The organism is Candidatus Poribacteria bacterium (assembly GCA_026706025.1).
Lineage (GTDB): Bacteria > Poribacteria > WGA-4E > WGA-4E > WGA-3G > WGA-3G.
The window spans coordinates 104432-118606 of the sequence record JAPOZO010000052.1; the positions used below are offsets into that span (position 1 = coordinate 104432).

The following is a 14175-nucleotide window of genomic DNA, read 5'->3' on the forward strand; positions in this document are numbered from 1 at the left end:
AAGCATACGAGGAGATCAACCGTGAAATTCAGAGGATATCTGTTAGACGATACCGTCAAAAGCGTTTATGGACTCGCAGTCGCTGATATAAACGGCGACGGTCAACTCGACATCATCGCTGGCTCCACAGGCGAACCCATCATCGCTTGGTACGAGGCACCGCACTGGAAAAGACACCTCGTAACCGATCAGGGCAGCGGACACATCACTATTGCGCCTTATGATCTCACAGGCAATAGCACCCCTGACCTCATCGTTGGGAGCGGTTTTTTTCGTGGTGTAAACGCTGCGGGTGGTTATCTCCATTGGCTTGAAGCACCGACACAAGACGGACAGAACTGGAGTAGTCACCACATTGCCGATGTCCCTTTCATCCACCGCATCGCACTCGCAAATTTATCAGGAGACGCGGCGAAGGTAACGCCTTTTCTGATTGTCGCCTCAATCCGCGGTGAAGACGGCAAACCCGGCGAATGGCACAGTCCCGGCTCTCTCTGGTGCTATGAACTCTCTGATACCCCGCGAGATGCAGCCTCTTGGCACGCCCACCTCCTTGACGATTCCCTCCATATCAATCACGGTTTGAGCATCAACGATGTTGACCAAGACGGACGCGATGACGTGCTGATTAGCTGCACAGAAGGCTTAATCTGGTATGAACCGCCTATTGATCCGATGACGGATGACTGGGGCAAATGGATTATCAGTGACCGTGAGTGTAGTGATACCTATGCTGCAGACATTGATGGCGACGGTGTCAACGAGATTTTAGCGATTGAGCCGTGGCACGGGAACAATCTCGTCTGGTATAAAGCCACTGGCGACCTACGGACCGATCCGTGGGAGCGTCACCTCATTGACGACACACTCAACCGCGGGCACTCCCTCGCCGCTGTTGACGTTGATGACGACGGTGTGCTTGAAATTATCTGTGGCTACAACGGCGAAGGCACGAGCCTGCACCTCTACCGCCCAGAGAATCTGGCGCATAACCACTGGCGTAAAGAGACCATTGACGATGGCGGTTTAGGTGTCGGACAGATGCACGTCTTGGACATGAACCAAAACGGCAGATTAGACATCGTAGCGAGCGGGCTCAGCACCGGCAACGTCAAGTGGTATGAAAACCTATTCAGTTAAGAAATTCTCTGTCCCAAAGGGTAGTGAGTTTTCTGGGATTTTATGATTCTGAATCGGGCTGCAACACAGCAGAAAGAGTATCTGTAACCCATTGATCAAGATTCTTACCACTTGCTTCGGCCGCCATAGCGATGCCTATATGAACTTCGGGCGGAATGGACAAAGTCACGTTCCCAGAATAGGGTTTCTGCGGTGGCCTCCCTGATTCTTCGCACATTTCAAGGTAATCCTCCACTGCTTCTTCAAAAGCAGTTCGTAATTCGGCAACGGAATCGCCGTGAAACCCGACAATATCCCTAATTCCAGCGATTTCGCCAACAAGACAACTGTCCTCAGCACTATATCTAATTTCGGCTATATAGCCTTTGTATACCATTGTATTCACGGTGTTATTCCTACCTCCTCAAGAAAACGTCGTGCGTTTTGCACTTGGTAAACTTTTGCCTCCTTCTGGCCATGCGGTCGATGAAACGTAACGGCAACATTATTCAATTCAAACCGTACTCGCGATCCCCGTCCTTCAGTAAATTTGGCACCAAGGGCCACAAAAAGGGATTCAATACGTCGCCACCTCAATGTAGCCGGGACCGGCCTCCTGAAAATAGCGTTCAAAGTGTTCTGATGTCGTTTATTCATTTTTGTAAGAAATAATTTTCCATCTCCGTCCTCGATACATCCGGAGATCAGTTCTACCGGCACAATTACCTATCCTCAATCGCTTCAACGTTCGCGCGGGGCAGCGTTGTTTGTTCGCCGTTTTCGAGTTCAACGCGCAGTACCCGTACCTGCGCCTCTGTCTCCAAATTCTGGAGTTCTACCGGCAGCTCCGTGACGCGTCCGAGTTTGCCGAAATACGGTTCCCGGATGATCCGCACCGAGCTGCCAACTTCCAGAATCCCTTCAGTCGCACCATCGTCCGTATTGGCGGCTGCATCTGCAGTCTCTGGTGCGAACGGAATCACAATCTCCGGGCGGACAACCCCAGCACGAATCTGCGTCGCACCGTTGATAGACGTTTTCATACCTTCCCGCGCTTTCAGGAGCGTAAACGTCTGCTCCGCCATAGCGATGCCTCCGAACCCTTCCGTAATAACGAGCGTAATCCCGATCTCCTCAGAACCGGTAATCGCTACACCGAGTTCATAGCCGAGAAGTTCTCGCAGGTCCGCGTCATCAATACCACCAGCAATAATGCCCTTTACACGCTGTTGAACCGCTTGCTGAATTGTCTCCGTTGTAACCAGCGAACCACCAACTAAAATGTTATCTTTATGTTCTGGCAGTATCTGTTCAGCGGTCAATGCATCGCTCGGCGATTGAGAGACAACGACTAAGTTCCCCACCGTTTCACCACCGATCCCAAAGATGCCTTGGATATAGGTGCCGTAAGTTTCGACTGTGACACCTTCGTTCGGAACGGTCTCCGTTACCGTGCCATCTGTATAGGCTTTGACCTCCACAGGGATAGGTGGTTCGCGAAGGATAACCTGTCCGGTAACATCCGAAACCGCTTCAATCGTACCGCCAATCGGTGAACGCGCTTGCGATTTGAAAAGTCCGAAAAGCCCTTTGGTTGTAGCGATAATCTCGTCTTCTGAGACGGCTTCGCCTACAGATTTGAGCATGTATTCCGCAATCTCTTCCGGTGGAATACTGAGTAAGTTAGCAATATTCAATAGTTGAACGTTGCCCGGCAGGTCTGCCTTTGCGACGACATCCTCTGCCTTAACTGTTGTACCGGCTTGCACGAGGACCTCGCCTTCAAGCGGGAGCCGGCGTTCTTTTTGAATTGTCACCCCCTCGGTCACCTTAAGACCGGGGGTATATGCATGCGCCATTAATTAGCCCCAATTTCAAAATATAATCCGTAATATGATTTTTAGGTTATAAGTTTTCAGTTTCCAGTCTTCGGTCTTCAGTTACAAACGGTTACCCGTAAATGAACACGCTCTTAACTGATAAATCTCACTGCGATGCAAACTGATGACTGATAACTTCTCTAACTGAATGCCCAGAGCCATTCAATTCTCCATTTTCCGAGCGAATCTTCACCGCCAGGCCCGGTAGGTGCGGTTTCCGAACCGCACCGGATCTTGGAAAAAAGACGTGAAACCCCATAATTTCTTAAAATTGAATGGCTCTGCTGAATGCCTAATATATTATACCATTTTAGTTGAGTTTGTGGTAGAATGAAATCAGAATTTTGATAAGAGGCAACTAACAATGGCAACCCAAAGTGTAACTTACAAGACTGATAAAATCATGCCGACGTGGGAACAACTCGCTGAGATGGGGCGCGATCTCCAATTTCACCCAAGCATCACCGAGCAGCCGAAGGTGCTGACTCAGGAACAGGTGACTGATTTCAACAACGTCGGCTATATCAAAGGCATTCCAATTTTCGATGCAACCGAAATCGGTGAACACCGCCAATACTTTGACACGCTATTGGCGAACGTCCTTTCAGAAGGCGGAAGTAGTTATTCGATTATCTCTGCGCACATGAAGTATGGAAAGGTCTATGATCTGCTCACGCACCCAAAGATCGTTGCCTCTGTAAAAGATTTGATTGGCGAAGATGTTATCGGTTGGGGCGCGCACTACTTCTGCAAAATGCCGCACGACTCGAAGACCGTCGGTTGGCATCAGGATGCCGGTTACTGGCCCCTCACACCCTCCAAAACCGTTACCGTCTGGCTCGCAATTGACGATGCATCGGTTGAAAACGGGGCGATGCGGTTCATCGCTGGTTCGCATCACCTCGGACATTTAACCGCTCGGCACAGCGAACCCGACGAAAACAGTGTCCTGGGTCAAATCGTTGAAAACGCAGAAGAGCTCGGCGAATCGGTAGATGTTGAACTCAAAGCAGGCGAAATTTCTATCCACACCGACCTGCTGTTGCACGGCTCGAACGCCAATCCTTCACCGAAACGGCGGTGTGGTCTCACACTCCGCTACTGTACCTCCGATGTCCGGGCATCTTTTCGCTGGGATCGGGAAGGTGTTGTGGTGAGCGGCAAAGATAGAAACCGGTATTGGAGCAACCCACCACGTCCTGCTGTCGATTAATCCAAGATAACAGACGAGTAGTCTGTCCAGTCTAAAATTGGGAATAATCCCGCTCGTAGTAGGGCAATTCATTGCCCGTTCCTAAGCATCGGACGTGCGATAAATCGCACTACTACGAACTAATCCACCTACAATTCAAAGATAGACAGACTACGAGGTAGACGAAATCGTAATATTTTAATTGCCAACATCAATCCTGGATCTTGAGTGCGCCCCAAGTTACCGCCAGTTTTTCAGTAGGTTCAACCGCCAACGCCAGTGTATGCAATCTCCTTACGTCGGCATCACTTAACGCCCCTTCAAAAATGGCAACTTCGTCAATGGCACCGGCGTACCAGATACCGCCCAAGTGCTGTGTGTAGGCGATTGTCGGCTTTTGCGCCGCACCGTAAGCGATGCTGATCGGGTCAGGTGCCTCGGTCGTTTTTTTCAACTCACCGTCCAGATAAATTCGGACGGACTTTTTGTTCTCAACAACCCCAACGACATGATGCCACTCGCCATCAGCTGGGAACGGCACATAAGCGGAGGGCCAATGCTTTGCCGCGTTCGCTGTGTCCGCTCGAATCCAGATGCCAACATTATTGTTATCAAGCAGTTGAATACCGTAGTTGTATTTGTCATAGATCGGATTTCGTGTGCCAAGGGTCGGCTTAATAATCGCCGCCATCGTCACAGAAGGGAAGAAGATGTCTTCACCCATTCGGACCAAATCAACAGCACCGTCAAAATCAAGGGCTTCACTGCGAAATCCATCGATTGGGTTGGGTTTGCCGGTAATGGTTCCGGTGTTCTTCCCGAAAACATCCTCAACATCTTTCCCTTGAACGGTGCCTTTGTCAAAGGTCCAAAGTGCCGCAAGCCCCATTTTGACCCTTGGATCCTCGGCTTCTGCAGGTTGAATCACTGTGATAGAAATTACGAAACCGACGAAAAGCAGAACAGAGACAGATAATTTCGTTTTCATGAATCATCCCTCCTTAGATTCTGATGCCTTTTAGACAAGTTAATGTAGCACAAACTTCCCAGTTTGTGTGCTATGGGCGCAAACTGGAAAGTTTTGCGGCGTATTCGCCCAGATGCGACGTGCATCGCGCTACAACATGCTTATCAAACTCACGTTAAAGTACGTACTTAAAATCCAATACCTTCGCCCAAATAGGGCAAATCTCCTAAAGTTATGGAAAACCAAACTATAACTTAGAAAAGATACTAACCCACGTATAAAATTGTATCACTGTTCACCGTTTAAATCCACGCAAAAAATTTAAAGCCACGCAACGCATTGCGCGACTACAAACGGCACTACTAACAGTGTTGGGTTTCGCTTACGCTCTACCCAACCTACGATAAATTGTATGTGTTGAATTGTTAGGTTTTGCTACACGCTAATCAACCTACAGAATCGGTTATTTCACATCGCTCCGCAAAAACGCTAAGACAGCCGCCATAAACAGGAGCAGCGAGAGTAAAATTAACAACGTCAGATCCAACAGTGCCGATTTGAAAGTGATGCCCAAGGTTAGCTTTTCTGAAAATTTGGGGATGCTACTAAAGGCGACAGGTTTTTGGGACAATCCTTCCTTGACAAGATAGACGTGATAACTTTCTTTATCCCCATTGTCCTCAGATTTGATAAAATTAACGAACTGTTGTCTGTAGCGGCGCGCGTGTTGGATAAATCTTTTATGTCTGGCGAACCCTGTGCCAGAGAGAGATTCTACGGCATATTTGTAGATAGCCGCTGGGGAGAGTCGCGTAATTTGTTGCGTGAACGCAACCTGTGCGAACTGTTTATTTAGATGTTCATCCTCAATCCTGTTCTTTGCATCAGCGTGTTCGTTTAGATAGTCAGCCCACAGCTTTAACACCTCAATTTTAGGAGGTTGATCGGAAGGCGAACCTGTTCGGTAAAGTTTGTCACCCTCTTTATGCCGAGTATCAATTTCTTCTGCTGTTGCTTTCTTTGTTCGAGATATTTCGCTTTTGGAGGGAACCTGCTTGAAACCGCTTGCCAAAACTCCCATTGTGTTTGGAATAAGCACCACAAAGACGATCCAAATTAACAACAACGTCAGCAAGCTGCTTGACGAATTAGAAAATTGACTTGAGATAAACAATCCAAGCCATAAAAATATTGAGAGGTAGAGAGCCGAAATACCAACGATAATTCCAACTCTTCCCCACTCGCCTCCATCAAGTGACACCAAGTCTGAGGCGTTGACAATCAGTAAATTTAACAATATTCCTATAATTAGCGGGACCATGATGCTAAGAAACGCACCGATAAACTTTGCCAGAAGCACGGTTGCACGGGGTACAGAATTAGCCATGAGCAAGCTTAACGTTCCTGTTTCACGCTCGCCAGAGACAGCGTCGTAAGTGAACAGAATCGCCATAAAACTCATAACCAATCCGATAATGAACGTCCAATCTAATTCCGTGAAATTGGGTAGCGAATCGTTTTTGCGGGATATGTCCTGTGGATACTGAAGCCACCAGTTCGCTGACCAAGAGTAGTTGAAGTTAAAATCAGGCGTTGTCATACCGATACCATAGCCACCACTATAGGCACCTTCAACTCGCTTTGGTAGGTTCGCATCTTCACCGGTAGCGATGAAGGTTAATGGACTCACGGATTTGTATAGATCGCCTGGCCCCTTTACTGCAAGTTCACCTAAATTACGACTTTTCTTCTTCAGCGACTCAGCGGCTTTGTGCGTATCTTCGGAATATTCCGCGATCCTTCGCGGATATTGACTGCTCACAAATACCACGGCATTCAGCACCATCAGCACCATCACCAGAATCAGCGTGAGTGCAAACCGAAAACGCGTCAAATTATCAAGGATTTCCCGTTTTGCTATGTGCCAGATCATGTTGTCCTTTTTTCTGCTATCATTTGAAAGACGGGCAATAATGCACGTCGCAACCCCCAACCCCCCATATCCCCCCTTATCAGGGGGGCAGGGGGTAGGCGAGTACGCCGCAGAATTGCCCTACTACAAACAATTCAGAGTTATCCACTATATAACGTCGTAGCGCAGGAATGAGATAAATGCTCCCATGAAGAATAGGACGTTTAATACCACGAGTATCATAATGTCCAATGTTGCGCGTTGCAGACTATTACCAATGCCTTCGCTCCGTTCCTTAAACCTTGGGATTTTGCTCAAATCAAAAGGTTCCTCGAATTCAGTTGTAAACCATCTACGTGAAGAAAATATTTTTTCGTCTCTTAGATAGTCGACCCATTCACGACGATATTGTCGCGTCTGTTCCATAAATCGCCAGAAACTTCTGAGATCTGTTTCTGCCAGAATTGCAGCAGCATTATAATAAACCGCTGCCGGAGATATACGGGATATGTTTAGTGCTAATAGAGACTGTCGGTTTGGATTTTTGTCGAGATATGCTTTGCGTACTTGCCATATCCGATCGGCGTATTGTGCACGGAGGTTTTCCTTGAATTCGTAACACTCTTGGGCAAGAGGCAAGCCTTTTTCATTCCGAAAACCGCTCGCACTGACTGTCTCTCCACTGTCGTAATCATTGACACCTGATCGGGAACCCATACCACTGGGATTGGCGAGATTAAGAGAATTCTCAACGCCTCGTTTCTGTAAATAATCTTTGACTTCGGCTTCATATTGCTTCCACAAGTCGCCTGCCTGCCCTTTATACGACTCCTCTGATTGTATCGGACTTGCATGTTCCACCAATAAAACTGTTAGATTCGGAACGATAAGTACGAAAAGTACCCAGACACACATTGAAAACATCAGAGTGATAGAGGGTCGGTCCGTTCGAGTAGACAGAAAGAGTCCGATGAGAAAAAAGAGAGATACATAGAGCATCGATACAAGGAAGATTAGCAATATCCGTCCCCAATCTGAACTGTTGAAAGAGACGTAAGGAGAGAATTGTATCACCAATAAGCCTGCAACAAAACTCGTAATAAGCGGAAGAGAAATAGACCCCATCCCGGCAATATATTTTCCCAAAAGCAGTGTCGGTCTCGAAACTACGCCTGAGAGTGCCAATCTCAAGGTTCCCGCTTCCTTCTCTCGCGATATTGCGTCGTAAGCGAAAAGTAGTGCCAGCAGACTCATCACCACTTGACAGATAACCGTGAAGTCGATAGAGGAGAAGATGTTCAGATACGGGTTATCAGAACCGTGCTGTTCAGCAACGGCGGGAACATATCCGTGTGCCACCGTTACTGTATTTCCCTTTCTTTTATCCACGCCTTCGTTGAAAATGCTAAGTAGTTTCGGATTTCTATCACACTTCAGCATGTGAGTGAGTCCGAATTCAGAGTATCTTGTTACCTGACTTATCTTATCTTCATTTTCTCGAATAGCAGTTCGGTAGCTTTGCAGTCTGTCCTCGTAACCTCTGGTCAAAACGAAGAGATTTGTCACAATCAGGGAAAAATAGATGAGCAATCCCATGAGGAATCTGAAACTTAAGATATTTGCTGTGATTTCTCTTCTAACAATTGTCCAAAGCATCACATTGCCTCCAGTTACCGCCAGTGTCAAAAATTTTCGTTTCTACGTCTGTTCTCTCCAAATAGATACCACTCGGATTCAAGAGTTTTCAGTGACGCGCCATTTCTCAAAGACCGTTTCGTCGAGAAAAACACTGTGGTATCTGTATGTATACGTAGACCCAATCTGTAAAGGATGATATTCTCCTGTCTTGCCCGGGACACTGTATTCCATTAATTCTGCCTCCGTTGTGAACCCATTGGCGTGTTCATAGCGCGTTTTCACGAGTCCAATTCCTTTGGCAAACCACAAATAGCGTGTGCCGTTAACAAATGGACTCTCCTTTTTTGAACCTCGCTCGTAAGGTTTATCATTAGTAGCCGCAAGTAGATTATTCTGAAAGTGTGTTGGGGTGTCAATGAGTGCACTTTTGTGCTTGAGGCATGCCGAGAAAGTTCCAGCAGAAACTTTCACCCGTTCGTATCCGTCTAAGGTTGTCTTCACCAGTGAGTCCCAGAATCCTTCTTGGATCCAAGTATCACCTATAACCAAGGGAAACCTAAGAAGGGAAGGTGTAATAGCAGTTCCCAAAAAAGGCATTGTGACGGGTTCTCCCTTATCACATTCTTGACAACCAAAACTGGAAAGTCTCAAAAATCCATCGGTTTTTATGAGAGAGGCACCCCCTTCTCTAAATTGCTTGCCATTCTCGGTGGTGGCGTTAATGCACACTCTAATTTTACGTTCCATTTTAGTCATCTCCTTAAACGTCGCGAAAAATTGGAAATCGTCGAGCGTTGATTGAATCAGAGGTTCGTTCTTCTTCAGTCGATTCCGCGCACGATTGAGCCGACTTTTTATCGTATTTTTGGTTACATCCAAAAAAGCAGCGATCTCTTCACAAGACATGCCATCGAAATAGTGGAGGGTAACAACAGTGCGTTCACTTTCTGGCAATTTCGCAAGCCACTTTTTAACGATTTCGCGCAGTTCTTGCCCCGCTTCTTTAGCTTGCTCTCCTGCCAGATACCCAGAATACGGATCGTTGTGTCTCATGGTGATGTTTATATTTTCGGAAAGTTGGGTGTTCAACCGTTTCTCACGAAACCACGCAAGGCAACGGCGTGTAGCAATGGCATTGAGCCACGCAGAAAATCGATGCGGATCATTCAGGGTACCAAGTTTTTGGTGGGCTTTCAGGAAGGTCTCTTGAACGATGTCTTCAGCAATGTGGAAATCTTTAATTGTTCGCCACACAGTCGCATGAACCTGTTTTTGGTACTTTTCCATTAATGTTGTGAAGGCTGTGTCGTCACCTGCGAGGACACGGTGAACCAAAGCGACATCATTGTTTTGCATCAGGAACTCCTGCTATTACGGTTGCGATTGAATCTCAAATCTCGGCGTTCATCCGATTTTTAACCTACGTGACGCGAACTGAGCAGGAAAGGTTGCATAATTCTGCAAGTTGACGGATAGGCGTGTTTTACGGAGAGCAGCGTCAACTGCTTTAAAAAAACAAGGTGACATTGTGGATGGAAGACAGAGAAATCTACTACAACTATAGGTTAACCGAACAACCCCAAACACCGAAGACAAAGGAAAATTAGATCACTGTGAATTTAAACTGTATCCAAGAATCCGAACTCACGCAACTGATTGATCCAACGTTGTCGTCTTTCACTGCCCGTTGGATTTTCGATCCAATGTGGATCGTAGAGTGAGGTGCCCGGTCGGTTAAAGTGTTCAGGGCTCTTCGCATTGCTTCGCGCACGATTACGTGTAGCGGCAACCTCTTCAGGGGTCTTAGGCTTGTTATAGTAAACTATTGTGCACATCCGACGGTCTTCACTACCGCCCCAACTGGCGTGCCAGCAGCGCATGTCAAAAGCAACCACATCCCCCGGTTCCGATTTACAAACGTAACCCGGCACGTCACAAATCTCCAGCCCCAGTTCATTCAAATTCTCACGTAGATCATCGTGCAGCGACTTCTTATGAGAACCTGGGATCAACCGTAACGCCCCGCTTTCGGCATCAACGGGTTCAAGATAATATGCGAATTTCACGCCGTAGCAGTCTTGGGTTGGATCGGCATTATGGTCGGGATGCCAACCTGTATTGCCGACGTAACGATTTGCGTCCGAAACGACGAAAAATACATCATCGCCGTAAAGTTGTTCTGCCACTTCGGAGAACCGTGGGTCTTCCGGCAAGTTCGCGAAAAATGGTGTTTCGGGACCCATCATTGGCAGCCAATGTCGGCGCGTGCCATCAAATGGTGCGTGATGATACGCCGCCGCCATCGCCGCTTCAAACTCCTTGTGTATCGTGTTCAGTTCGTCTGTGTCGAGTAATTGCCGAAAAATGAGGAATCCCAAGGTGTGAAAATGCTTGATTTGCTGTTCTGTGAGCATAATGTTCCTCCGAACGCTACGGCGTTACAGGTCAAGATTATTGTTTTTTCCGTTGTGCCAACTTCTGTTGCAGTTTTGGGCTATCTACGACCTCCCGATTCACAATCCACGACGGAATTTGCCCAGAAGCCACGTTGATGATACTCCCGCAGGCACTCTTGGCGTTGCCGTCAAAACACTCATCCGTCCAGCAAATGCTGTGTGGCGTGACGATGACGTTGTCCAGGCTTAAGAGTGGATCATCATCGCTGATCGGTTCCTGCTCAAAAACATCAAGTCCCGCCCCTTGAATCCGTCGATGCTGAAGGGCTTCTGTGAGTGCTTTTTGGTCGACGATTGGACCGCGAGCGGTGTTAATCAGATAAGCCGTCGGCTTCATCAGTCCGATACGTCTCTCATCGACAAGTCCATGTGTTTCTTCGTTCAGTGGGCAGCAGACACACACAAAATCAGCAGTTTGCATCAAGGTGTCCAAGTCAACGAGTTCTACGCCAACCTCCTCTGCCTCAGCAGGTGTGACGTACGGATCAGACGTGATATGGCGCATCCCGAAAGGTTTCGCCAGTTTGAACGCCTCTTTTCCAATGTTACCCATACCGACAAGTCCGAGTGTTCTGCCAACTAACCCCATCCCTCTATAGTTTTGGGTATTTCTCCATCCACCAGAACGGGTAAGATTATCTTTTATTAACAACTGATGACTCAACGATAAGACGAAAGTCAAGATGGAGGTGGCAACTGGGCGGCGAACACCATCGGGCGCGATCGTCAGCAGCACACCATTTTCAGTACAGGCTTCCACGTCCACCTTATCATAGCCGACACCGAAACGAGCGATGACTGCCAATCTATCAGCCTCAGCGAACGTCTCTGCTGTGATGCCTGCGCCCAATACTAAAAGCGCATCATAATCCTGTACCTGTGTCGCTTGTAACACGGGTGTATTCTCTGCGATATATTCCCATTGTAGACCGGCTCCGTCAAAAAGTGGACCGGCGATGTCGTCTAAATCGCAGGTGCCATCGGGTCCCAAAAAGTCACGCGTAACACCTACGCGAAATACGGATTTGTTCATTTGCTATTCCTGTTCAATTTTATTGATGTTTACTCGGATTCAAGCGATGCGCTACGGATGTATTTCCACCCAATTGGTGGAAGTTTGAGATTTTTCACCCAATTGTTAATAAATGGTAAACTGAGTATGATTGCTGAAAAAATTAGTTTTTTCATGTTATTCTTCTAACCAGATGTGGCGGAAGTACCTCCATTTCAATGGATGGAGTTTGAGATTCTTGACTTCCTTGTTAATGACTAAAATCTGTTTTGCGTGCGCCAAGGGTACCCACGGTACATCTTTGTGGAAAATCTGCTGCGCTTCTTGATAAAGAGAAATCCGTTTTTCTCGATCCGTAGTTGCCCTCGCCTGCTCTAAGACGTTTTGCATTGCGTCGCTTCGATAGAATGCGATGTTTCCGGCAGGTTTCTCCGCTGACGATTTACTTAAAAGAAAATAGAGGAAATTATCTGGATCGCCGAGATCGGCACTCCACCCTAACATCGCCATATCGTGCTCACCATTTTTTGTCTTCTCCAGATAGGTGCCCCAGTCAAAGGTCACGATTTTTGTCTCAACGCCGATGTTGCGGAGTTCGGACTGCAATACTTCAGCAAGGGCGCGTCCATCAGGAATATAGGGACGTGGCACCGGTAATGCCCAAAGAGTTGTCTCGAACCCATTAGGATATCCAGCTTCAGTGAGAAGTTGCTTTGACAGTTCAGGATCGTAGGCATAGCCCTCAATTGTATCATCATAACTCCAGAGTGTCGGCGGAATTGGGTTCGTAGCTGGGATCCCTAAACCTTGATACAGATGTTCAATAATCACGGGTTTGTTAATGGCGTGGTTGATAGCAAGCCGGACTTTGAGATTGTCAAATGGCGGTTTCTCCATGTTCATCGCCAAATAACCGATACTCATCCCAGGTTGCGATAGCAACTCAAGCGTCGCATCATCTCGAATCTGTTGCAAATCGTCTGGATTTGGGAATTCCATCGCGTGGAGGCTGCCTTGCTGGAGTTCAATGAGTCGTACGGAGTTATCAGGGATAGAGCGGAAAATAACCCTATCTAACATGGGACGACCACCCCAATAAGTGTCGTTTGCAACAAGCACGATTTTATCCTGTCTGTCCCATTGCACAAACTTGAAAGGCCCCGTACCAACAGGATTATTTGAAAACTCGTCGCCCCATTTTTGAACGGCTGTTGGGCTGACAATGGAGAAAGGCGTGATTGCGATCGTATAGATAAACGGGGCATAAGCCGTTTTAAGGCGAATCTGGACAGTGAATTCATCTACGGCAGTAATTGTATCTACTATCTCTGCCAAACCAGTGGCTATCCAGTAAATGTAGCTGCCACCGACTTTATGAAACGGGTGCGTTTCATCGTGCTGTCGGTTAAGAGAAAAAAGAACGGCTTCTGCATTGAAAGGGGTGCCGTCATGGAAGGTTACACCTCTCCGAAGGTGAAAGGTCCATATCAAACCATCTTCTGAACTCTCCCAACTTGCAGCGAGTCCCGGTTCAATTTCAGCACTTCCATCTTTGTATTCAATGAGTGTATCGTAGATGTTATCGCAAACTTTGAAAGATTCTCCATCTTCTTCAAGTGCTGGATCAAGTCCGACAGAGTCACCACCACGCCCGAAAATTAAGGTGCCGCCCTGCTTCAGATGCGAATCGGCGAACGCAGACGAAAACATAGCAATCGGTAGGATCAGGATAGTAAGTAAGCGTATCCGTGTGAAAAAGTTGTTTTGCATAAATTTCTCCGATGTGTATTAAAAAGATATATGTTCTATGATACAGGCTTTGTTCGGAAATGTCAAGTGGTCTTTTTCTCGCAATCAGAGCGATCCAATTGTCACATAACTCCGATTTTTCGGACACCTCTCTTCCCAGTAAGAGCGAGGAAAATGCCTGAAAAAACCGAAAACTGAATGGCTCTGTTCTCGCAATTGACAGATCCACGTTATCTCTGCGATTTCTATG

At 47.2% G+C, this 14175-nt stretch carries 13 protein-coding genes; 2 read left to right on the forward strand and 11 right to left on the reverse strand.

Annotated features, from left to right (window positions below; genetic code table 11):
- Positions 1–21: 21 nt before the first annotated feature.
- The gene (locus OXH00_11385) at positions 22–1140 is read left to right on the forward strand and encodes a VCBS repeat-containing protein (protein MCY3741615.1); all 1119 of its coding nucleotides are present in this window, start codon (positions 22–24) and stop codon (positions 1138–1140) included.
- Between the two features lie 40 nt (positions 1141–1180).
- Here OXH00_11385 and OXH00_11390 read toward each other — a convergent pair whose 3' ends face one another.
- The 3 genes from OXH00_11390 to OXH00_11400 form a co-directional block, all read right to left on the reverse strand.
- Entirely contained in the window at positions 1181–1525 is a 345-nt protein-coding gene (locus tag OXH00_11390; GenBank protein ID MCY3741616.1) for a type II toxin-antitoxin system HicB family antitoxin, read from the reverse strand.
- The gene (locus OXH00_11395) at positions 1522–1776 is read right to left on the reverse strand and encodes a type II toxin-antitoxin system HicA family toxin (GenBank protein MCY3741617.1); all 255 of its coding nucleotides are present in this window, start codon (positions 1774–1776) and stop codon (positions 1522–1524) included. The genes OXH00_11390 and OXH00_11395 overlap by 4 nt, the downstream gene beginning before the upstream one ends.
- Positions 1777–1841: 65 nt before the next feature.
- Complete coding sequence (locus OXH00_11400; GenBank protein MCY3741618.1) at positions 1842–2978, reverse strand: hypothetical protein; 1137 nt, start codon at positions 2976–2978, stop codon at positions 1842–1844.
- A gap of 385 nt (positions 2979–3363) precedes the next feature.
- Here OXH00_11400 and OXH00_11405 point away from each other — a divergent pair, with 385 nt between their 5' ends.
- Positions 3364–4212, forward strand: coding sequence for a phytanoyl-CoA dioxygenase family protein (locus OXH00_11405; GenBank protein ID MCY3741619.1), 849 nt, complete (start codon positions 3364–3366; stop codon positions 4210–4212).
- A 190-nt stretch (positions 4213–4402) separates the two neighbouring features.
- Here OXH00_11405 and OXH00_11410 read toward each other — a convergent pair whose 3' ends face one another.
- The 8 genes from OXH00_11410 to OXH00_11445 form a co-directional block, all read right to left on the reverse strand.
- Entirely contained in the window at positions 4403–5179 is a 777-nt protein-coding gene (locus OXH00_11410) for a LamG domain-containing protein (GenBank protein ID MCY3741620.1), read from the reverse strand.
- A gap of 442 nt (positions 5180–5621) precedes the next feature.
- Entirely contained in the window at positions 5622–7091 is a 1470-nt protein-coding gene (locus OXH00_11415; GenBank protein MCY3741621.1) for an ABC transporter permease subunit, read from the reverse strand.
- Positions 7092–7238: 147 nt separating this feature from the next.
- Positions 7239–8726, reverse strand: a complete 1488-nt coding sequence (locus OXH00_11420) for an ABC transporter permease subunit (GenBank protein ID MCY3741622.1) — start codon at positions 8724–8726, stop codon at positions 7239–7241.
- Between the two features lie 78 nt (positions 8727–8804).
- On the reverse strand, positions 8805–10064 hold the full coding sequence (locus OXH00_11425; protein MCY3741623.1) for an RNA polymerase sigma factor: 1260 nt from the start codon (positions 10062–10064) through the stop codon (positions 8805–8807).
- Positions 10065–10327: 263 nt separating this feature from the next.
- A complete protein-coding gene (locus tag OXH00_11430) occupies positions 10328–11122 on the reverse strand; it encodes a phytanoyl-CoA dioxygenase family protein (GenBank protein ID MCY3741624.1) in 795 nt (264 codons plus the stop codon).
- Between the two features lie 37 nt (positions 11123–11159).
- The gene (locus OXH00_11435; GenBank protein MCY3741625.1) at positions 11160–12197 is read right to left on the reverse strand and encodes a dehydrogenase; all 1038 of its coding nucleotides are present in this window, start codon (positions 12195–12197) and stop codon (positions 11160–11162) included.
- 29 nt (positions 12198–12226) lie between these two features.
- Positions 12227–12352 (reverse strand): hypothetical protein, encoded by a 126-nt coding sequence (locus tag OXH00_11440; protein MCY3741626.1) that lies wholly within the window; start codon positions 12350–12352, stop codon positions 12227–12229.
- A gap of 1 nt (position 12353) precedes the next feature.
- Positions 12354–13946: an ABC transporter substrate-binding protein gene (locus tag OXH00_11445; protein MCY3741627.1), complete on the reverse strand. Its 1593-nt coding sequence runs from the start codon at positions 13944–13946 to the stop codon at positions 12354–12356.
- Between the last annotated feature and the right edge of the window lie 229 nt (positions 13947–14175).